This window comes from Cellvibrio sp. 25HG11W-0, assembly GCF_057815475.1.
Genome location: NZ_CM174230.1, coordinates 2,640,368 through 2,661,963, shown reverse-complemented (window position 1 = coordinate 2,661,963; position 21,596 = coordinate 2,640,368). Strand labels below are relative to the sequence as shown.

At 45.5% G+C, this 21,596-nt stretch carries 20 protein-coding genes and 2 tRNA genes; 16 read left to right on the top strand and 6 right to left on the bottom strand.

All coding sequences use genetic code 11. The features are described 5' to 3' along the window. Positions 1-204: 204 nt before the first annotated feature. The 16 genes from AC0KUT_RS11240 to AC0KUT_RS11165 all read left to right on the top strand — a co-directional run bounded on the left by AC0KUT_RS11240 (position 205) and on the right by AC0KUT_RS11165 (position 14,131). Entirely contained in the window at positions 205-831 is a 627-nt protein-coding gene (locus AC0KUT_RS11240) for a MotA/TolQ/ExbB proton channel family protein (protein ID WP_488829978.1), read from the top strand. A 13-nt stretch (positions 832-844) separates the two neighbouring features. Continuing rightward, positions 845-1,270, top strand: a complete 426-nt coding sequence (locus tag AC0KUT_RS11235; RefSeq protein ID WP_488829977.1) for an ExbD/TolR family protein — start codon at positions 845-847, stop codon at positions 1,268-1,270. Between the two features lie 112 nt (positions 1,271-1,382). Further along, positions 1,383-2,480 carry a tetraacyldisaccharide 4'-kinase gene (gene lpxK, locus AC0KUT_RS11230; protein WP_488829976.1) on the top strand — a complete coding sequence of 366 codons (1,098 nt, stop codon included), beginning with the start codon at positions 1,383-1,385 and terminating at the stop codon, positions 2,478-2,480. Between the two features lie 7 nt (positions 2,481-2,487). Next, on the top strand, positions 2,488-3,255 hold the full coding sequence (gene kdsB, locus AC0KUT_RS11225; RefSeq protein ID WP_488829975.1) for a 3-deoxy-manno-octulosonate cytidylyltransferase: 768 nt from the start codon (positions 2,488-2,490) through the stop codon (positions 3,253-3,255). Then, the gene (locus AC0KUT_RS11220) at positions 3,252-3,725 is read left to right on the top strand and encodes a low molecular weight protein-tyrosine-phosphatase (RefSeq protein WP_488829974.1); all 474 of its coding nucleotides are present in this window, start codon (positions 3,252-3,254) and stop codon (positions 3,723-3,725) included. Before kdsB ends, AC0KUT_RS11220 begins: the two co-directional genes overlap by 4 nt. 13 nt (positions 3,726-3,738) lie before the next feature. After that, positions 3,739-4,764 carry a UDP-N-acetylmuramate dehydrogenase gene (gene murB / locus AC0KUT_RS11215; RefSeq protein WP_488829973.1) on the top strand — a complete coding sequence of 342 codons (1,026 nt, stop codon included), beginning with the start codon at positions 3,739-3,741 and terminating at the stop codon, positions 4,762-4,764. 72 nt (positions 4,765-4,836) lie between these two features. After that, positions 4,837-5,511, top strand: coding sequence for an alpha-ketoglutarate-dependent dioxygenase AlkB family protein (locus AC0KUT_RS11210; protein ID WP_488829972.1), 675 nt, complete (start codon positions 4,837-4,839; stop codon positions 5,509-5,511). Between the two features lie 171 nt (positions 5,512-5,682). After that, entirely contained in the window at positions 5,683-6,336 is a 654-nt protein-coding gene (locus AC0KUT_RS11205) for a response regulator (protein ID WP_488829971.1), read from the top strand. Between the two features lie 59 nt (positions 6,337-6,395). Next, complete coding sequence (gene uvrC / locus AC0KUT_RS11200) at positions 6,396-8,246, top strand: excinuclease ABC subunit UvrC (protein ID WP_488829970.1); 1,851 nt, start codon at positions 6,396-6,398, stop codon at positions 8,244-8,246. A gap of 51 nt (positions 8,247-8,297) precedes the next feature. Further along, positions 8,298-8,852: a CDP-diacylglycerol--glycerol-3-phosphate 3-phosphatidyltransferase gene (gene pgsA / locus AC0KUT_RS11195; protein WP_488829969.1), complete on the top strand. Its 555-nt coding sequence runs from the start codon at positions 8,298-8,300 to the stop codon at positions 8,850-8,852. A gap of 123 nt (positions 8,853-8,975) precedes the next feature. Then, a tRNA-Cys gene (locus tag AC0KUT_RS11190) sits at positions 8,976-9,049 on the top strand. Between the two features lie 54 nt (positions 9,050-9,103). After that, positions 9,104-9,189, top strand: a tRNA-Leu gene (locus tag AC0KUT_RS11185). Positions 9,190-9,781: 592 nt separating this feature from the next. Next, positions 9,782-11,167, top strand: a complete 1,386-nt coding sequence (locus AC0KUT_RS11180) for an HD-GYP domain-containing protein (protein ID WP_488829968.1) — start codon at positions 9,782-9,784, stop codon at positions 11,165-11,167. A gap of 383 nt (positions 11,168-11,550) precedes the next feature. Beyond that, positions 11,551-12,684, top strand: coding sequence for a methyl-accepting chemotaxis protein (locus AC0KUT_RS11175; protein WP_488829967.1), 1,134 nt, complete (start codon positions 11,551-11,553; stop codon positions 12,682-12,684). Between the two features lie 4 nt (positions 12,685-12,688). Continuing rightward, positions 12,689-13,492: a nitrate- and nitrite sensing domain-containing protein gene (locus AC0KUT_RS11170; protein ID WP_488829966.1), complete on the top strand. Its 804-nt coding sequence runs from the start codon at positions 12,689-12,691 to the stop codon at positions 13,490-13,492. Between the two features lie 195 nt (positions 13,493-13,687). Further along, positions 13,688-14,131: a hypothetical protein gene (locus AC0KUT_RS11165; RefSeq protein WP_488829965.1), complete on the top strand. Its 444-nt coding sequence runs from the start codon at positions 13,688-13,690 to the stop codon at positions 14,129-14,131. Between the two features lie 77 nt (positions 14,132-14,208). Here the strand turns inward: AC0KUT_RS11165 and AC0KUT_RS11160 are convergent, their stop codons facing one another. From AC0KUT_RS11160 to AC0KUT_RS11135, 6 genes are read right to left on the bottom strand one after another with little or no spacing between them, the layout of a single operon-like run. Continuing rightward, positions 14,209-15,945, bottom strand: a complete 1,737-nt coding sequence (locus tag AC0KUT_RS11160; protein WP_488829964.1) for a BatD family protein — start codon at positions 15,943-15,945, stop codon at positions 14,209-14,211. Positions 15,946-15,995: 50 nt separating this feature from the next. After that, the gene (locus AC0KUT_RS11155; protein WP_488829963.1) at positions 15,996-18,053 is read right to left on the bottom strand and encodes a vWA domain-containing protein; all 2,058 of its coding nucleotides are present in this window, start codon (positions 18,051-18,053) and stop codon (positions 15,996-15,998) included. Further along, positions 18,053-19,012, bottom strand: coding sequence for a VWA domain-containing protein (locus AC0KUT_RS11150; RefSeq protein ID WP_488829962.1), 960 nt, complete (start codon positions 19,010-19,012; stop codon positions 18,053-18,055). Before AC0KUT_RS11150 ends, AC0KUT_RS11155 begins: the two co-directional genes overlap by 1 nt. Beyond that, positions 19,005-19,580, bottom strand: a complete 576-nt coding sequence (locus tag AC0KUT_RS11145; protein WP_488829961.1) for a DUF4381 domain-containing protein — start codon at positions 19,578-19,580, stop codon at positions 19,005-19,007. Before AC0KUT_RS11145 ends, AC0KUT_RS11150 begins: the two co-directional genes overlap by 8 nt. Before the next feature lie 38 nt (positions 19,581-19,618). Beyond that, a complete protein-coding gene (locus tag AC0KUT_RS11140; RefSeq protein WP_488829960.1) occupies positions 19,619-20,572 on the bottom strand; it encodes a DUF58 domain-containing protein in 954 nt (317 codons plus the stop codon). Positions 20,573-20,629: 57 nt separating this feature from the next. Then, positions 20,630-21,589 (bottom strand): AAA family ATPase, encoded by a 960-nt coding sequence (locus AC0KUT_RS11135; protein WP_488829959.1) that lies wholly within the window; start codon positions 21,587-21,589, stop codon positions 20,630-20,632. Positions 21,590-21,596 lie beyond the last annotated feature (7 nt).

The window sequence follows — 21,596 nt, the reverse complement described above, 5'->3', positions numbered from 1 at the left end:
AGATTTAAAGACAAACCCCTGCCAGATCATAGCTTTATCAATTGCTTGTGGTAAGGTAACGCGCTTTCATGTGGCCATAGCCGCCTACCTTTTGGTGGTAAGCAAGGCTGCTATTTACTGAACGATTGCGTGGCACAAACGCGTTAAATACGCGCTCGCCAGAGCACAATAAATAAGAATTTTCCATTTTTAGAGGATCCCAGTGTGTTAGAAATCTTCCTAGCCGGCGGCATTTTGATGTGGCCCATTTTGATTTGCTCACTCGTCGTCATTGCCATCAGCGTCGAGCGTTACTGGACACTTAATCCTGCAAAAATTGCTCCTAAAACCTTACTGGCTCAAGTCTGGAGCTGGATCAAGAACAACCAAGTCGATGCCGGTAAGCTGCGTGAACTCAAGCAGTCATCGCAACTCGGTCAGATTCTCGCGGCGGGCTTAAGCAACTCCAAGCATGGCCGCGATGTCATGAAAGATTCGATCCAAGAAGCCGCCACGCAAGTCATCCACGAGCTGGAACGCTACATCAGTATTATCAGTACCATCGCCAATATTGCGCCGTTGCTTGGCTTGCTCGGTACCGTGTTTGGGATGATTCAGGTGTTTAACTCCATCATGATTCAAGGCACTGGCAATACCGGCATACTCGCGGGCGGTATTTCGGTTGCGCTCTACACCACAGCTGCTGGTTTGATGGTGGCGATTCCTGCGACGATTAGTCATCGCTTTTTTCAGCGCCGTATCGACACCATAGTCGTCACCATGGAAGAGGAGGCGATCAAGTTGGTTGACGCGCTCCACAGCGACCGCCGTGTCGATGTAAAACAAGCGTAGTGCGGAGGCCTCTGTGAAATTTCGCCGCCAAAACCGCGATGAAGAGGGCGTAAATCTTACCCCCTTAATCGATGTGGTATTTTTACTGCTCATTTTCTTTATGGTGTCTACCACCTTCACCAAAGAAACCCATCTCACCTTGGATTTACCTGAAGCGACGGGCGAGCCGAGTAGCGATCTACCGGATCAATTAGAGATCGTTATCAGTGTTGATGGCAGCTATTCACTGAACGGCAAAGCCTTGGTGAATAACAAGATTGAAACGCTTATGTCGGGCATTCAAAAGCTGTCAGAAGGCAATACCAAACTGCCGCTGATCGTCACCGCTGATGCCAAAACGCCGCATCAAGCGGTAGTGCAAGCCATGGATGCAGCGGGGCAACTTGGTTTTAGTCATTTGAGTATCACCACGCGCCAGCCAGAACCTGAAAAAAACTAAAAAGTTAGTTAGAATTCCCCCCAATCAAACGCCTGCAGGCTTATTGTGATGCAGGCGTTTTTATTTCTATCTCTGTGTAGCTGCCATTACTTTGAGTAAATCAACTAACCCTATGCCAAATAACGCGACTACTGCTGATAAGGCGCTCGCCCGTGAACAGCGCTGGCTGAATGCATGGTACGGCAAGCGGCGCTGGACGCTGTTGTTATTGCCGGTGATGTGGTTGTTTATCCTTCTAGCGGCCTTGCGACGCGGATGGCTGAAACGCTACCAGCAAAAGACTTTGGCAACACCCGTGGTGGTGGTTGGCAATATTTCGGTAGGCGGAACGGGTAAAACCCCACTGCTTATGACCTTGGTAGCCTATCTGCAGGAGCAGGGTTTCACGCCGGGCGTTATCAGTCGTGGCTATGGGGGCAATGCGCCTGCCTACCCTTATCTATTGGATGCTCAAAGTACCGCGGCGGAAGCGGGCGATGAGCCGCTGAGTATTTTCTTGCGCACAGGCTGCGCCGTTTGTGTGGGTAGCGATCGCTTGGCTTCGGCGCGTCGCTTGGAGGATGTAGGCTGCAATATTTTGTTGAGCGATGATGGCTTACAGCATTATAAATTAGGTCGCACTTTAGAGATTGCGGTGGTGGACGGTCAACGAGGTGTCGGCAATGGTTTTCGATTACCTGTGGGGCCGCTGCGTGAATCGATTCAGCGTTTAAAGCAAGTTGACTGGGTGCTGGTGAATACTCCAACTGCTGATTTTTCTCTGCTAGGGTTGAGCGATTTATTTTGGATGCCGATGGAAATTAAGGCGCTGGAACTTGTGAACCTAGTGTCGGGAGTGGCTAGTCCCCTCACTGATTTTGCGGGAAAAACAGTAAATGCAGTGGCGGGTATTGGCAATCCTGAACGGTTTTACCAAAGTTTAAGGCTGGCGCAACTGAATCCAATCGCCCACAGCTTTGCAGATCACTATGCTTTCACGCCCAAAGATTTAGCTTATGGTGATGAGTTCGCGCTGGTGATGACCGAAAAAGATGCAGTTAAATGTCGCCCCTTCGCCCAGCCCCATTGGTATTATTTGGCGATTACGGCTGAATTGCCGGCGAGTTTTTATCAAGCGCTTTCGGCCAAGTTGGATAAGTATGCCCAATCGCAAGTGTCTTTTTTAACCAAAGCCTCTATTCGTTTAACCAAAACATCTTTTCGAAAATGAGTTGCCTATGAGCTTTTATGTTGTGATTCCCGCGCGTTTTGCCTCTACGCGCCTGCCTGCAAAACCGTTAAAAGAAATTGCCGGTAAACCTATGATTCAACATGTTTACGAGCGCGCCTGCGAGTCTGCCGCCAAAGCCGTTATTATTGCGACCGATGATGCGCGTATTGAAGCCGCTGCCAAGAGCTTTGGTGCACAGGTGTGTATGACCTCGGCAGCACATAATTCCGGTACCGATCGCCTGCAAGAAGTGGTTGCGCAGCTCGGCCTGTTACCGACCGATATTGTGGTGAATGTGCAGGGCGATGAACCCTTAATTCCTCCGGCGGTGATTAATCAAGTTGCGCGCAACATGGCTGAAAATAGTTTCGCCAGTGTCGCCACCTTAAGTGAGCCCATTCACAGCCTAGAAGACTTTCGCAACCCGAATATTGTCAAAGTAGTTGCGGCGCAAAATGGTAACGCCTTGTATTTTAGTCGCGCGCCTATTCCTTGGCCGCGCGATCATTTTGCGCAAAACCAAGTTGATCAATTGCCTGCCAACTTTCCTGCTCAGCGTCATATAGGCATCTATGCCTATCGCGTGGAATTACTCCATCGTTTTGTAACCTGGCCGCAGGCACAGCTGGAGCAGATAGAGTCTTTGGAACAATTGCGCGTATTAGCCAATGGCGAAGCTATTCATGTGCAAGAAGCCTGCGCGCCTGTGCCAGGCGGGGTAGATACAGAGGCGGACTTGCTCCGCGTTAAACAGCTTTTGGAAAAGAATTCATGATTAAGGTTTTATTTGTGTGCTTGGGTAATATTTGTCGCTCGCCCACAGCAGATGGTGTGATGCGCAAGTTGGTGGCAGACGCGGGTTTGGAGGATGCAATTTCAATCGATTCAGCCGGTACCGCCTCTTGGCATATTGGTCGCGCGCCCGATCCCCGCACAGTAGCTGCCGCAAGCGCGCGCGGTTTTGATCTCGCACCATTGCGCGCGCGTCAAGTTAGCAAGCTCGATTTTGCTGAATTCGATTATGTATTGGCCATGGATAACGCCAATCTTGCAGAATTGAACAGTTTAAAACCCGCGAACTACAAAGGTCACTTGGGTTTGTTTTTAACGTTTGGTGAGCAACAACAATTCAGTGAAGTGCCAGACCCTTATCACGGTGGCAGCGAGGGTTTTGAGTTGGTGTTGGATTTAGTAGAAGATGCGGCCAATGGCCTGCTTAACGATATTCGCAAACACATGCTTTAAGGTTGAATTGAACGTGCCCCTTTTTTTACCTCATTTTAATTTACAAGCGCACAACACCTTAGCCGTGCCTGCAATTGCCCAGTATTTTGTCAGTGTGCGCACGCTCGATGAGGTGCATGAAGCCTTGGCTTTTGCTAAGGCAGAAAAATTACCATTACTTATTCTCGGCGGCGGAAGCAATATTGTGTTGCGCGACGATTTCCCTGGGCTCGTTATGCAGCTGCGCACAGAAGGAAAAACCCTGATTGCAGAGACGAGTGAGCACGTTTGGTTAAAGGTTGCTGCCGGCGAAAACTGGCATGAGCTTGTAGAGTACAGCCTCGACGAAGGTTATTGTGGTTTAGAAAATCTCTCGTTGATTCCCGGTTGTGTGGGCGCCGCACCTATACAAAATATTGGTGCCTATGGTGTGGAGCTGAAAGATGTTTTCGCTGAGCTGACGGCAATTGAATTGTCCTCAGGCGTGGAAATTAGCTTCACCCCTGAAAGCTGTCGTTTTGGATATAGAGACAGCGTGTTTAAACAAGCACTTAAAGATAAGTATTTGATCACCTCAGTAACGTTTAAGCTTTCCAAAGAGCCGCAGCTAAAGCTCGATTATCCTGCGTTGACATCAGCACTGAGTCAGTTGTCAAAAGATCAATTGAGCGCACGCGCAGTCAGTGATGCCGTCATCACCATTCGCGCAAGTAAATTGCCAGACCCACAACAAATACCCAATGCCGGTAGTTTTTTTAAAAACCCCGTCATAACACGTGTGCAATATGAAAAATTATTACAGCGCTATCCTCAGCTCGTCGCCTATCCCGTTGATGAGTGCCATGTGAAGCTGGCGGCTGCTTGGCTAATAGATCAAGCAGGTTGGCGCGGGCGGGCGCTGCAAGGTGCTCGAGTACATGAGCTGCAGGCGTTGGTTTTAACTAATCCTAATAAGCTGGCTGGCTCGGTTGTGTTAGCTTTGGCTGATCAAATCCAAGCAGATGTACATACTCAATTTGATGTCGAGTTGGAGATGGAACCTAGGATTTATCCCTCTTGAATGTAGGTGCGAGAGTTTATGCACAGAGTTCATGACAATGAAGAGGCAGTGGTTAACACTTAAGAGGAGTTTATGCAGCAAACCGCGCTGTTTCAATCCAACGTGACAGAGGTTCTCGTGGACGCTCGGGACGGTTCTAGGGGTGATGTACGCCTATATCGCCACTGGATGGCAGCATCTCAGGCCGATGAATGTTTACGTGTTCTCACCCATGAATTAGCGTGGCAGCAGTCGATTATTAAAATGCATGGCCGTGAGCTGCCGATTCCCCGTTTAAATGCTTGGTATGGAGATGCTAGCTGCAGCTACCGTTATTCCGGTATCGCCTTCGAGCCCTTGCCATGGACACCTAGTTTGAATGCGATCAGGCAGCAGTTAGAGGTATTCATGAGTGAGCTGACCTCGACCGAGGTGCGGTTTAATAGTTTACTGGCAAATTTTTATCGTGATGGTTCAGATAGCGTTGCGTGGCATGCAGACGATGAGCCAGAGTTGGGCCTTAAGCCCTTAATTGCGTCGCTTAGCTTGGGGGCTGAGCGCCGCTTCGGGATGAAGCCAAAAACTGCGTTGATAGCAGCAAAATCCTTGAGTGTCGATTTGCCTCATGGCTCGTTGCTTATCATGCAAGGCGAAACACAGCATCATTGGTTGCATCAACTGGCAAAAACTGCAAAAAGCGTGGAGCCGAGAATCAATCTCACCTTTCGCCAGATAAAGCTAACTAAAAGTTATAAAAAAAACCCGTAAACGCCCGCCCTCACTCAATGGCTGCTAAGCTTGTCCAAACAGGCCTTAAAGAAGTCATTAAAATCTGGTAGTTTAGTGCGACTCTAACTACAATCGTTAAAAACGCGCCAGTGATAACAAAAGGGCAATAACAACAATGATTTTAATCCGTGTACGGATTTGGGGGCTAGTTTGACAAAGATTCTCGTAGTCGATGATCACGATCTAGTTCGCATGGGTATAGTGCGTATGTTGGCAGACGTCGAAGGCTTTCATGTCATCGGTGATGCTAAAAGTGGCGAAGAAGCTGTGACAAAAGCGCGCGCACTTAAACCTGATGTGGTGTTAATGGATGTAAAAATGCCCGGTATGGGCGGCCTAGAAGCGACGAAAAAGCTGCTAACGGTTAACCCCACGCTTAAGATTATCGCAGTAACCGCTTGTGACGACGATATGTATCCCACGCGTCTTATGCAGGCGGGTGCAGTAGGTTATGTCACCAAGGGTGCTGAATTTTCAGAAATTATTGATGCTGTGAATAAAGTCACCCGTGGTGATCTTTATATGAGCAATAGCATTGCCCAGCAGTTGGCCTTGCGCACCTTCTCTGGCGGAAACAACCAAGAGTCACCTTTTGAAAAGCTGTCTCAGCGTGAGCTGCAAACCGCTATGTTGATTGCCAATGGCCAAAAAGTGAATGATATAGCCAATACGTTTTGCGTCAGTCCCAAAACAGTAAACTCTTATCGTTATAGGATTTTTGAAAAACTCAATATCAATAGCGATGTTGAGCTGACTTTATTGGCAGTAAAACATAATCTGCTCGATCCTGAAGCAGTCGTATAGCGACTGCTGTATTCCTCAATAATTTATCTGGCCTTCCATAGTAAATAGTGATCGTCCCTATGAATCCTAATGATCCTCAGGATGCAGAGCAGGGGTTCGATCCAGCTCGTTTCCTCTCAAATACCACTCAGCAACCTGGCATCTATCAAATGTTTGATAGTAAAGGGGCGATTTTGTATGTGGGTAAAGCAAAAAACCTCAAGGCGCGCCTTGCTAGTTATTTTCGCAAAACTGGCTTAACGATTAAGACGCAAGCCTTAGTCGCTAAAATAGCGCGGGTAGAGGTGACGGTAACGGCAAGCGAAACTGAAGCCTTAATTCTTGAGCAAAATTTAATTAAGTCCAATCGCCCGCCCTACAATATTTCACTGCGTGACGATAAATCTTACCCCTATATTTTTATCTCAAGCGGAGAGGATTATCCGCGCATTAGTTATCATCGCGGTGCAAAAAAAAGACGTGGAGATTATTTCGGTCCTTATCCAAATGTAGGTGCGGTGAAGGACAGTCTGAATTTTTTGCAAAAAACATTTCGTATTCGCCAGTGTGAAGACAGCGTATTTAATAATCGCACACGACCTTGTTTACAATATCAAATTAAGCGCTGTAGTGGCCCATGTGTGGATCTTATTAGCCCTCAGGATTATCAAATGGATCTGCGCCATACGCGCATGTTTTTGGCGGGTGAGGGCGACAATTTATTGGGTGAAATGGCTGATCAAATGGAGTCTGCTGCGCAGCAGTTGGCTTTTGAAAAGGCGGCTACCCTGCGCGATCAAATTACTTCACTGCGGAGTATTCAAACCCAGCAAGTCATGGAAGAGGGTAATGGCGATATAGATATTATTGCTGCCGAAGTGCGCGCTTCAGCGATTTGCGTACATGTGCTCTTTGTGCGTCACGGGCGAATCTTAGGCAGTCGCAGTTTTTATCCCAGCGCTACGCTTGCTGAAACGCCGGCTGAAGTGCTTGCGGAATTTATCCCCCAGTTCTATCTGGCCAGCCATGGGCGCGATATTCCGCGTGAGCTGGTCATAGCGCAAGCGCTTGAAGGGCAGGAGACTATAGCGGCTGCGCTGCAACAGTCCTCTGGGCGTCAAGTCTATATAAATTATCAGGTGCGTAGTCATCGCCAGCAGTGGCTGCAAATGGCTGCGACTGCGGCAACTCAAAATTTAATTGCACACATCAACAGTAAAAAGAATTCTTTGGACCGAATGCGCGCCCTGCAAGATGTATTGGGACTCGATGAAACACCAAAACGTATGGAGTGTTTTGACATTAGCCACAGCAGCGGTGAGCTAACCGTCGCAAGTTGCGTGGTGTTTGATGGTGACGGGCCGCTTAAGTCTGATTATCGCCGCTTTAATATTGAAGGCATAACCGGCGGTGATGACTATGCAGCCATGGAGCAGGCGCTGCAACGCCGTTACACCAGATTGCAAAAAGGAGAAGGTAAGTTGCCTGACATCCTGTTAATCGATGGTGGTAAGGGGCAGCTGGGTAAAGCTATAGAAGTCTTGGGTAACCTAGGTGTGCAAGGCGTTCAGCTCATAGGTGTAGCCAAAGGCAGTACTCGTAAAGCGGGTTTTGAAACCCTCTTTGATGGTGATACGGGTGCAGAAATCGTTCTTGCCAGCGATTCTCCCGCATTGCATCTTATTCAACATATTCGCGATGAATCGCACCGTTTTGCCATTACTGGCCATAAGCAACGCCGTGATAAAAAGCGCAGAACATCCACGCTAGAGGATGTGCCAGGCATAGGTGCTACACGTAGGCGTGAGTTGCTACGCCATTTTGGGGGGCTGCAAGAAGTGCAGAAAGCCAGTATCGCGGATCTCGCCAAGGTAGGTGGTATCAGCCAAAAGCTTGCAGAAGAAATCTATGCTTTTTTCCATAACGACTAGGTGATGGTGTATTATCGCGCCTGATTTCACCGCTTTTTTTGAGATACAGTTATGACCCTCGCCAATCAGCTCACTCTGATGCGTATTTTTTTAATACCGCTCTTTGTTGTGGTTTTTTATATGCCTTTTGGATGGGCGCATTTTGTCTCAGCCCTTATCTTCACAGTTGCTGCCATAACCGATTGGGCTGATGGCTACGTGGCACGTAAATACAATCAAAGTACGCCGTTTGGTGCCTTTCTTGATCCAGTAGCCGACAAGCTCATGGTCGCTATTGCGCTCTTATTGTTGGTGACCATTCATCACTATTCCGCGTGGTTTGTAGTGGCGTCTGCCGTCATAGTGGGGCGGGAAATAATCATTTCTGCGCTACGTGAGTGGATGGCAGAAGTAGGGCAAAGTGCCAGTGTGGCCGTTTCCTATATTGGTAAAATTAAAACCACACTGCAAATGACAGCCATCATAGTGTTATTGGCTGATATACAACTATTATACCCAATTGGATTTATTGCATTAGCCGGCGCTGCGGCATTAACGCTTTGGTCAATGGTGCTTTATCTCCGTGCAGCTTGGCCATTTTTGTTGGCAGACGCCGAGCCTAAATAATAAAGTAGCTAGTTTGCGCACAGGTTGTACGGCATTTGAGCAAAAACAAAAAAACCTTCTATAACACCTAGAAAACACTAGGATTTTTAAAATGAGTCCGTTAGAATTGCGGCCTCCGAAAAGGGCGCGATAGCAAAGCGGTTATGCTCTGGATTGCAAATCCAGTTAGTCCGGTTCGACTCCGGATCGCGCCTCCACATTTATACAGCTTGTTATGATGTAAGTATTTATATCAAGCCGTAGCACTCTTAGCCCGAGTGGTGAAATCGGTAGACACAACAGATTTAAAATCTGTCGACCACTGGTCGTGCCGGTTCAAGTCCGGCCTCGGGCACCATATGCAAGTTCTGGGAAATCCCAGAATCCCTAAAAACCCGCCCTGAACCATAAATCAGAGCGGGTTTTTTTATGTCTTCTTCTCCTGAATGTTTGCCTCCTTCTTATTTCTTATTATCTCGTTGCAAGGCTCCTTGTGGGTATATCGCAGCTATTCTTGTGTCAACAGTTGATGTTGGGGGTTTTTTAGGGAGCCATCTCATAAAAAGGAATATGTAAAACGGAATGTTATGGTTTATTAAAAAGAGAGATTTTAGGTGCTTTTGCTGCCAAGTGTAAAAACTCAACTACACTTTAAATTGTGTGGTTAGGTCATTGCGTCTTTTAATTTGCTAAGAATAATAATCTGTTTAAGCACTGATTTTGTCTGTATTTACATTGAAATAGCTCCACATGTGCCAATCGATCATGTCTGTAATCCACTCCTTTGGCTTTTATTGGGCCCGATTGTTTGTGGTGATAAGCTCGTGGTGCTTTTGTTGTGATTGCTTCAAAAAAATGAGAGAGGCCTGCGCTAAGAATAATTTGCAGTGCGCCATAGATGCCTGCAACTTAATACATTGTGCTTTAATTCACTAAAGTGTGGACCAGGAATGACTAAAGATTCATTTGATTCAGTCTTTATTGATAATTTTTGTGTAAATCAAGGTGATAAATTTATAACTTCACGGGCCTATATTAACTATTTGGTAGGGAATGGTGCTCGTCATAAAGTTATAGCAACTGTCGATATTTCCGATATTTCGCACAATATACTCTTGTCAAAAAATGCGGAGTTGACTGCTACAGCAGCTGACGATATTGACACTGGGTTATTGTCGCAACCGCTGGAGATGAGTATTCATTTATCTCAGCCATTAGATTCATCCGGGCTGATGCGAGATCTACAATCTTGTATTGAGCAAGACCCATTTTTCTTTTCTCTTTATGATCGCCATGACTCTAATGAGTTATTTGGTGGTTTGTGCTCAGTTTTTGCTGAATTACCGCTGCTACAGCAAAAAATTACGATTATGGCGGATCAACTCCCTGAGCTTTACCGGCGCAGCTTGAGTTGTTGTTTATTAATGCAATTGCTTGCTATGGAGATGCGATTGCCTAAGGAGCAGAAGCAGAATTTATTGTTAGCTGCGTTAAGTCACGATGTGGCAATGCTCGATGTTGATCCCAGTGTGCTAAATAAACGCACAGTACTCCTGGCGAATGAATGGGAGCAGATACAGTCGCATGTGGAAAGAGGTTGTAGGTTACTATCGTTAATTGAGGGAATTAATCAGGAGGTGGTTTTAGCTGTCGCGGAGCATCATGAGCGTTGCGATGGTACCGGTTATCCATTGGGGCAGGTTGAGAGTGAGCTGTCGATTGATGGGCAGTTATTGGCCCTGGTCGATAGTGTTACGGCTATTTATTTTAATCATTTTAATAATCCATCCCACAGTTGGCGCGATACTCTGCCTATTATTAAGCTTAATGAGCAGGGTTATTTTAATCGCAGTTTGGAGCTATTAAATGGATTGATACGGCGCTCCGTATTGCCTTTGCGCTCCATTGTGAATCAGCAGTGGATTCCAGCTTTTGCTGAAGCTTTGTTGGAGCAGAATTTACGTATGAACAGCTGTTTTAGCCAGCTTAAAAAAGCGTTGACCTCAATCGGTTTTAGGCATGGAGATCGACGCCTTCATGCGTTACAAAATCTTATGCTGCATATTGCGACATCCTTTAAGGGGTCTATGTTGTCGGATGAGGGGTTTCGGAAAAAATTAGAAGCCCTATCAACAAGTTCCAGTAATGATTTGTCTAGCTCAATTGAAGATGCAAGTTTACTTCAACAAGAAATGGATTATCATTTGCGTCGTCTTAGCCATATGTTAAATAGTTATTTAGCAGTAGATAATCCGCTTTATCTTGAAGTGAATCTAAAGTTGAAAGCTTGCCTAGAAACAGTCCATGAGTATACAGGGCAAGATTCACCCAACTAAGACCGAAAAAATCAAAATTATTTTTTCAGTTTCCCCTTTCCGTTCATTACCCCTACGAATAAATCTACTTTTTGCGTGACAACTATTCGATTTAGATTGAGTTGTTAGTAGAGCTGTGTGCCTTAAAAACTGAATCTCAAGTCATCTTATTTTTTTGGGTAGTCTTCGGTTGCTGATATGAATGCTGAAGATATGGCATGAATGTTGATCAGTTAGAGATATGTTCTTCTAATATGTCTTTTAGGTTATGTAATTTGGGTTGTCTGGAGTAGATGAAATAGATGTGTGCACTAATTTGTAGCTATAAAAAATATATCCACTAAAAAAGTGCCAAAATTGGGCGCTTGTAGTGTTCTCACATGTTCTCTATAGAGGTGTATTAAATGGTTCGCTTGCTTGGGCAAATGTTAGCTGCAATAAAGTTGTCGGCTTTGCTCTTGGTGATTTTTTTAAGCCTGATCGTTGCCGCAGGCGCTCTTTTGTTCGGATATGGTGGTGTTTGGTTGTTGATCCCGCTGGGTTTGGTTGCAATATTAACCTTGGGCATGGTGGCTGGGGTTAATAATGATATTGAAGGGTTGATATGCTATTTGGAGCTTCATAAAAAGCAGAAGCCTGCCCACTGGAATGATTTGGTTAAAGGGTCTCTGCATAGTTTGGAAAATAACTTTATAGAGGCTTTTAAAGCTCAGGCGCGTATTAATGCGGAATATAAAGACGCAGTAAAAGAAATGAGCCACTCTTCTTCAGAACTTGCACGTAATGCAAGAGATGTATCTAAAGGTGCTGCGCATCAATCCTCCGCCATGACGTCGAGTGCCGCTGCAGTGACAGAAATTAGCCATAGTGTGGAGGATATTAGCAGTCGCATTGTTGCCGCGCGATCTGCTGCCACTAAAGCCTATGATTTAAGTAAGTATGGCAGCCAGGCATTAGTGCTTGCTACTCAGGAAGTTACTCAAGTAGCGCACTTGGCGAAAGATACTGAGCAGCGTATTGCTGAGTTGGATATACAGATGAAAAATGTAAGCGGCATGTCGCAGGTCATTCGCGAAATTGCTGCGCAAACAAATTTGTTGGCATTAAATGCTGCGATTGAGGCTGCGCGCGCGGGAGAGCAGGGGCGCGGTTTTGCGGTGGTTGCTGATGAGGTAAGAAGCTTGTCTATTCGAAGCCAAGGCTCCGCAACAGATATCGCCGATAATGTTGCTCAAGTGCAAGAGAATATGCTCAGCTTATTAGTTAGTATGAAGCAAGTGGTTGAGAAGACGGATAGGTCAATGGAGGAGGTGACAAAAGCAGATGGTTCATTAACAGCAATATTAACAACAACAGAGACGGTATTTGGATTGGTGGATGAGATTGCTGTAGCAACAGGTCAGCAAGCAATTGCTGCGCGTGAAATTTCGCTGCATATAGAATCTGTAGCTGAACTCGCTAATAAAAATAGTTATCGCGCTAGTCAGGCGGTAGAGATAGCTGAACATTTACATCAACTGACTCATAAGGTGGAGTAGTGTCATGGCAACTCCGATTTCCCTGTTAGCAATTGTTTTTGCAATTCCTTTAGGTTTCTTAATTTTTCTTGTTATATCTATTAGGCGTAACAAGAAAATCGCAGAGCGATTATTTGGTGAGGGTGTTATTTATATTAAAGCATTGCGTGGCCTGCTAACTTTTATTCAGCAGCATCGTGGGCTTACTACTGGTTATCTCAATGGCAATCGTGCAAGCAAAGCGGATATAGATTTATTAGACAATAAAATTAAACAGTTGATGTTTGAAATTCCTGTAATTAGTTTGTGGATGCAGGGAAATCCAAAGTGGAATAGTTTGGCCGATCACTGGCGACGTTTGAGTCAGGCTTACCTCCAGGGAGAAGCAGAGAATAACTTTAAACAGCACAATATATTGATTGCTAATTTATTGTACTTGATAGAGGACGTGGCGGATTTCCATCATCTGTCTAAATTAGGTGGTGGCAGTATGGATACGGATTGGCGCTATTTGTTGTCGGTGGCTGAATATATTGGCCAAGCACGCGCGTTGGGGACCGGGGTTGCCGCTAAAGGAGAGTGCTCTAGTGTACTGCGGATTCAACTGAATCATTTACACAATAAGATTAAATCTTGCATTGACTCGTCATGGTCAGATCAATCTCAAGTAGAAATACGCCGATTGTTACAATGCATTGAAACACAGTTAATTGTTAGTACCCCCTCAATTGAGCCGGGGGAGTATTTTAAGTTGGCGACACGCTGTATCGATCATGTTCTCATTCAATTTGACAAACAAATCGATAAACTACAGTTTTTTCGCAACTAGCATCGGGGGAGATCCGAAATCAGTTGACCCTGGGAGCATTTAGGCTATGTTGTAGAGGTGGTGTATGAGGGGCTTTTCTATAGCGTTGATACATGGCTGCTTTCCTTTGTTGGGAGCATAGCTGAACTGCTGCAGAATATTTTGAAGCATTCAGATTTTTAAACTTGAGTAATACGAGCAAAAGGCAGATATTTTATGAAAGCGATAATAACTAAAGCGATTGTCTTATGTGTTTCCGCAGGTATGGTGACTCAGTTGGTGGGCTGCGGGACGATTCTTCATCCCGAGCGAAAAGGTCAAGTAAGTGGGCAAATAGATCCAAAAATTGCGATATTTGATGCAATTGGCCTCTTGTTCTTTTTTATTCCGGGCGTTATAGCCTTTGCGGTAGATTTTAGTAATGGCACTATTTATTTGCCAGGTGGCCGCCATGCTAGTCTCTCGCCTGAAGAGCTGGAAAGGGTAAGTCCTAAGGGTAAAGTTAATCAAGCCGAACTCGCACGTCTAATGCATGAAAGAAATATGATTTCTACGGTTATTAATTTGGATAATATGGCCGCTAAGGCTATCGCATCAGTTACTGAGGTGGAGGCGCAACTAGCCACATACAACCTTAGCTATGCAAGTTTGAGTAAATAATTCTACTAGGGGATACCAAATAAGTTAGAAGTAAGCTCACGAAAATATTAAGTAAGCTTACTTCAGTAGCTATTATGTTAGCTTTTATAAAGAGGCTGCAATTCATTCTGAGTTGTGGCCTTTTTGGTTTTATCGCGACGTAAATTGCTTAGCAATTGTAGAAGCTCGCTGGTGTTGAGCGCTTGAACATTATTGCTGTAAATTGTTTGATCGAGCTGGAGTAGTAGATTGTTAAAGTTACTGTCGCCAATATATGAGCCAAGGCACTGTAGGTTTATTAGCTGAGGATTGTGCCAGTGAATTTGTGCCCAGTTTAAGAGGTCGGTGCGAATTTTTATGGCGTTGTGTTCGGATAAACTATGTTTTAGTTTTTGCCAAGCTTGAGCTTCGGTGTGTGTTTGTTGTGTTTTAAGTTGCTCATTTGTGTGATGAATAACACTCAGTTTTTTTTGTAGTTGCCAGACCTTCCAGCCAAACCAAGCCAAGCCAATAAGGCTTAGTAGATTTGATACGTATAGCCACAAAGGTGCTTCCTTAATGATTTGTGGCGCAGTTGTGGGTAGGCTGTTTAGGTCGGTATTAAGTGGCAGCGGCTCCATAGGCTCGGTTGCATCTATTGCGCCTGTAGCTTGCAAATTGTTGGTTGACATGGCGCCGCTCGCTACTGTGAGAGTTACAGCAGCTAGGCTGGCCACTTCAAACTGTTGCGTGTCAGTATTCCACCACTTCACTTTAACTTCTGGCAATACATATTTGCCTGGTTGCGTTGGTACTATTGCCATAGTTTCTATGCGGCTGCCTGTAATGCTTTTATCCGACTTTTGATCCTCGCTTTGCGCTTGGTCTTTGTAAAAAGTAAGGTGATTTATTTGTGGTGAATCTAACGGTGGAATTTGTGCTGCTGTTAATCCTTCTGCTTTGATCGTAATGCTGCGCGATACTGGCTCACCTACCTTCAAATTGTCTAGGTCCATGTTCCAGTGTTCGCTAAGAGTTAGGCCTTTAGCTGGCAACCAAGGTTCGCCTGCGGCTGAAATAGCAGGGTCAACCTGTACATTAACTTCATCGGTACGGTAGCGAAGCACTTTGCTATTGCCTCGCCCAAAAATATCGCGAGTGCCATTATCTATAGCAGCTTGGTAGAGTAAGCTGGGTATATTTAACTCACCACTTTCTTGCGGATAAATGATAAAGCGTGACTCCAGAACCAAACCCGTTTTACCGCGAATTTGCGTTTGATATTGTTTGTCATCAAGCTTTACGACTATCGCATTTTTAAGTTCTAAAGGTTGTAACTCTGCTCCGTTTAGTGAAACAGTGGAGTAGAGGCGTACAGTGAGAAGCAGTTGTTGTTGCACATGAGTGGTGTCATGACTGATTTCGGTAACGACAGTTATGTCATTGTTGCCTAGGTTTGGATTATTGCTCTTTCCTTCAATAGTTATCTCGATTGCATCGCTCACTGCGCCGTCAATATTAAAGGAGGGGATTAAAGCCTTGCCAATCTTCTTGGGTGCTAGCGAAATATTCCATTGAGTAGATGCTTCCATGCTGCCATTTATTATGCTCATTTGCGTACCGCTTTGAACATTCAGAATGTCAAAGTCCTTTCGTAGAAGCTCATAGTCTGGTGTCGCATTGATCTGTTTGTCATAGCGTAAGTTGAGAACAAAAGTTTCCTCAAGCCCAAGGGTGTCTCTATCTACGCTTGCAGTAAGGTTGTCTGCCATCGAGGGTAGGGCACCAATGAGACAGACAAGAATAATCCAGAATTTAATTAAAGGGGTAATGCGTAGGGTTTTTTCTGTATTCATGTTCAAGCTCTTACCAAATGTATTTAAATATGGGGTATGAAAATAAAAAATTACCAGCGTTTGTCGGCATCGTTTTCTGGCCCCTGCCAATCGCCATTCATTTTTTGTTGGCGTTGTTGATAGTGCTGATAGCGAAATTTATTCTTTAAAAACTCGCTTGGCTCATCAGGCACCCGGCGCAACCACTGCTCAACTGCTTGGCGTTCTTCATCACTCAAGCCATCATCTTGGCTAGGTTGATTCATGATCATTTCTTCAGCTTTTTTCTGTTCTGTTGATTTCTGCTCTTCACTTTTAGATTTTTCGGTTGTGTTTGTTTCGGGCTGGTTAGCTTCGGCTTCTTCTGCCTGTTGTTGCTCTGCCTCTTTGGCTTGGGCTTTTGCTAAATCCTCCTCCGCCTTTTTTTGCTCATCTGGTGTTAACTCTCGCTCTCCTGCTTTTGAATTCTGGTTTTGTGAATCCTGTTCTTGGGGGGCAGTATTTTTGTCACTCGTTTGTGATGGGTCGTTTTGTTGGTCTTTATTGTTGGCGTCGTTTTGAGGCTCCTGATTCTGACCTTTTTCCCCATTTTGCTGTTGATTGTTTTTTTGGTCAGATTGTTGTTGACTCGAACTATCTTCGCTAGTGCTTTGATCCTTTTTGTTTTGCGAGTCGCTCTTGTCGTTCTCGTTGTTCTTGTCTTTAGAATCCTGCTGTTTATCACTCTGCTGTTGCTGTTGTTCTTGCTGCTTTATGAGTTCTTCCACTAATTGGCGATTTTTCTTTGCATCTTCAAAATTTGGGTCACGCTTTAGGCTTTCATCATAGGCTTTTAGAGATTCTTTTAATCTGTTGCCTTTAGCAAGGGCATTGCCGCGGTTAAAATGTGCTTCTGCACTATCCTCTAATGCAAAATTCTTTGCTGCTTCTGCGTAATCGCCATTGCGATATTGAGCTGCTGCTTTCCATGTTGGGTCTTTAAATTGTTCTGCAGCTATTTTGTTTTCACCTGAGCGTAAGTGCGCTTGTGCTTGTTGATTTTCGTTTTGCCATAGATCATTCCAGCTGAATGCATAACTTTTACTGGGACTTAACCCTATCAGTGGTACCAAGAGTAGTGAAAGTAAAACACCACGTCTAAAGCAATAAATGATGATAGGGAGTAGTAAATATATGAGCCAGTAGCCTTGGTCAAACCATTGGTCGAAATTGCGATCTATGGCTTGTGTTTCATTCTCTGAGGCGTTGCTAGCTGCTAGTAAGTAGCTTAAGTCGCGTGCTGTATCGCTTAGGCTTGCATAGCGCCCACGATTGAATTGAGCAAAGCGTTGTAATTCTCCAGAATTTAATTGGGTAGTGACTATGTTGTTGTGGTTGTCGCGGATAAAACCGCCTTTTCCGCTAGGGATGGGAGCCGGTGACTTGCCTCCTACTCCTAGTACTGAAAGTCGATAATTAGGCTCCTGCGAGAGTAAATGACTGATGGTGTCTTGCGCGCCTTGATCTACTCCATCTGTTATTAATAATAAATCGCCCTGCACAATGCCCGCATCTTTTAACAGTTGCAGTGAGCGGCTTACGGCGGCTTCTGTATTGCTACCCTGCAGTGGCATTACATAGGGGCTGGTGATGGGCAAAAGATTATTGATGGTGTCTACATCATCGGTAAGAGGTGTAACGACATGGGCATCACCTGCGTAGACCACCAAAGCTGTTTGGCCATCTTTACGCAGGTGTAAAATGTCAGCAATTTTTAATCGCGCGCGAATTAATCGAGATGGCTTGATGTCTTCGGTGAGCATAGAGGGAGATAGGTCTAATATTATTACCAGTGCCTGTTGGTTCTTTTCTACCTGTACGGGGCGTTTTTCCCAGCTTGGCCCCGCTAGCGCCAAGGTGGCGAGAAGCCAGCCAAATAAGATGATGCTCAGGTGCCATGGTTTAATACGTGCTCCTGTTCCATCTAATAAAAAGGGTAGTAGTTCAGGAGAAATTAATTGTTGCCACTGTTGGCTTTGTGTTTTTTTGCGCCAGAGTAAAATTACTAGGGTTACCGTGGGTATAAGTGCCAAGAGCCAAAGTGGGCGTAAAAAATGAAATTGGCTGGAGATTAATGCCAAGTTGTCCATTATTTTTCCTCCCGTGAAAATCTACTACTTAAATTGAATTGTAATAGGGCTAAAAGCATGCTGAGTATAAGGGCTAGGCCTAATGTCCAATGGTAGAGCATGACGCGTGGGCGAAACATTTCAGGATCGCTCTCGCTTGGCTCTAAGCGGTCGAGCTCTTCGTGAATAAGCGCGAGCTCTTGGGTGGAGCGCGCGCGAAAAAACTCACCACCTGTTTGCTCAGCTAATTTTTTCATGCTGTAGGCATCTACCTCTCGATCATTGGGTCCGAAGGCTATGGTGTAAACTTTAGTGTGTGCTTTGATAGCTAACTCAGCTGCTTTCTCTGGGGATAATTCACCCGCTGTATTTTCGCCATCGGTTAATAAAATAATAACTCTCTTTGAGTCAGGGTATTTGCGTAGGCGTTTTATGCTTAATGCGATGGCGTCGCCTATTGCGGTGGCTTCACCAGCAAAACCGGCCTCTGCTTCGCTTAGCATTTGGTTAACTGTTTTTACATCGAATGTTAGGGGAGTTTGTAAAAAAGCTTGGCTGCCGAAAAGGACCAATCCAAGTCGGTCCGAGGTGCGGCGCTCAACGAAATCTCCGATTACTTTTTTTACTGCGGTTAAGCGTGTTACTCGGTAGTTTCCGTAGGTGACGTCAGGGCTTCTCATGCTGCCAGAAATATCTACTGCGAGTAACAGGTCTCGGCCGCTGGCTGGCATACTTGTGGGTTCGCCTACCCATTGAGGATTGCTAAGTGAAAAAATGCAGCAAAGCCAAATAAGCCAGAGTAGGCTTAATTTGGATATGTTCCCTTTGTAAGTAGTGTGTTGCTCACCACTAAGCTGGCTTGCACTTTGGTAGAAAGGTACACGTAATGCTGCTTCTACTTTTTTAGTGGGTGTCACCCAGTGCATAAATAAGGGTAGCGGCGCAAGTAACAATAACCAAGGCCATTCTAATTCAAACATTTTTGGCCTCCTCTTGTATGACGGCACGTGTTGCGAGGGATTTATTTTTTTGCCATTGATTTTTATGTGTGGCCAACCAGTCGAGGCAGAGTTTATGAAGTCTGTCTGCATCTATGTCGGGGGATTTTTGATAAAGGCCTATAAGTAGCACGCGACCAACACCCTGACTAAAATTATTTGCGTCGCTATTTTGCTGTGGCGACTTGGTGGCACTAGGGTAGATGCTGTCTAGCCAGTTTAGCCATTCCTCTCCTTTGATCGCGGCAGAAAATGTTTTCGACTGTGCGGTTAGTGCCGTACGTTTCAATATGATGTTGACGGCCTGTAAATACTGAGCTGTAGCTGCTGGTGTCGATTGCAGATTGGCATAGGCTTCTTCTAGTTGCGCTTTAGCGGTTTCTCGGTAGCTGTTGCGCTTTTTATGCTTTAAAACACGCAGTGCGATGATCAAAGTGAGAATGAATAAACCCATAAGAGCCCACCAGCCCGGTGCAAGTGGCCACCAGCTGACGCTATTGGGGAGATGTATATCGATAAGTTGATCGAGAGGTGAGGCGTTAGTAGGCATAGAGATCAATTCATTTCATTTAGGTATCAACCTACAGTTTATTTTTTACTGTAGGCTTGACGTAATTGTTGGTGAATATCGTCTTGGGTTGAATAGCTCAAGAGTGCAATACGCAGGCGTTTACAGCTTTGCTGAAGTTTTTCCACGCGCTGATTAAACGCATCACTAAAGGCCGTTTGAAATCTTTTGTCCTGTGTAGGCAGTTGCAGGCGATGTATGCCATTGCTAATGCTTAAAGGAGCATTGTTGCGCAGTTGCCGTTCGAGTGGATCATAAAGATGAATGAGCGTTACATCGGTATGGCGCGCGAGCTCAAATAATTGTTGCTCAGTGGCGTCGTCACTGTCGTGAAAGTCGCTGATAATAAACAGTGCACAGCCGGGTTTTGCAATACGGCGGGTATCTGTCAATATTTGCGTAAGACTTACCGGCTTCTGCTCTGCCTGTGGGCGTATCGGTGCTTGTAGTTTGTGGTTGTAGTCTTGGAGTTGATGCAATAGCTCAAGAACAGCATGTTTGCTGCGTCTCGGGCGTATATCGCGCTGTTCGTAATCCCCGAATACTAAACCACCCAATCGGTCGCCATTGTGTAGAGCAGCCCAGCCGAGCAGGGCTGCAATATGGGCACCTAGGACTGATTTAAAGCAGCGCTGGCTACCAAAAAATAGAGGTGAGCGTTGATCTACGACCATAAAAACTGGGCGTTCGCGCTCTTCTCGAAAAATTTTAGTATGCGGTACTTGTGTGCGTGCGGTTACCCGCCAATCGATAGAGCGAATATCATCGCCCGCTTGATAGAGTCGAACTTCTTCAAAGTCCATGCCGCGACCTCGAAAGCGAGTGCGTTCACTCCCAGCTAACAAACTGCGCGCAGGCTGATGAGCGAAGAGCTTCAAGTCCTGCGCGGCAAAGCGGCAACGGAGTAAATCTGCGAGGCTTGTGTAGGCGCCGCGTGGATTCATGTCTTCTAGTAGAGTATTGATTGAATTCATGGTCAAAACATCACCGCGATTAACTCAAACGAATGAGTGGAGCATAAGAAGATTTTATTAAGCAACGGGTACAGCTGCTAATAATTTATCAATCGCATGCTGGCTGGTGGTGCCTGTTGCTTCTGCTTCAAAGCTTAGAATCAATCGGTGACGCAATACATCGTGAATAATCGCTTGCACGTCATCGGGGCTCACAAAATCCCTGCCTTGAAGCCAAGCATGAGCGCGTGCACAGCGATCTAGTGCAATAGTGGCTCGTGGGCTTGCGCCATATTCGATGAGGCCGGCTAGTTCAGCAGAGTAGTTGCCAGGACGGCGTGTCGCATTGATAAGCTGCACAATATATTCCTCCACGCTTTCTGCCATGTGAATGGCCAATACTTCTTGGCGCGCTTGTTCTAAGCTGGCTTGAGTAATGGGCGCTGGAGGCGTCACAGCAATCGAAGCTGCTTCATTGCGAGCTAATTTAAGAATGCGACGTTCAGCATCAATGCTGGGGTAGTCCACTACCACATGCAGTAAAAAACGATCCAATTGTGCTTCGGGTAGTGGGTAGGTACCTTCTTGCTCTATAGGATTTTGTGTTGCCATCACCATAAATAAATTGGGTAGGGGATAGGTTTTGCTGCCCACACTGACTTGGCGCTCAGCCATGGCTTCAAGCAATGCTGATTGAACCTTAGCGGGTGCGCGGTTAATTTCATCGGCCAATACAAGGTTATGAAATATGGGGCCTGGCTGAAATTCAAAGGTTCCTTCTTGTGGGCGATATATATCCGTACCCGTTACATCGGAAGGCAAAAGGTCCGGTGTAAATTGTATGCGGTGGAAGTTGCCTTCAATGGCCTGCGATAGGGTTTTAATGGCTTTAGTTTTGGCCAAGCCAGGAGCACCTTCGACTAATAAATGACCATCGGCAAGGAGCGCGATCAAAAGGCGCTGTACCAAATGTTCTTGACCAATAATTTGATCGTTGAGCCATGTACTGAGAACCTGAAGTTGTTGATGTGCCTGCATGGATTAA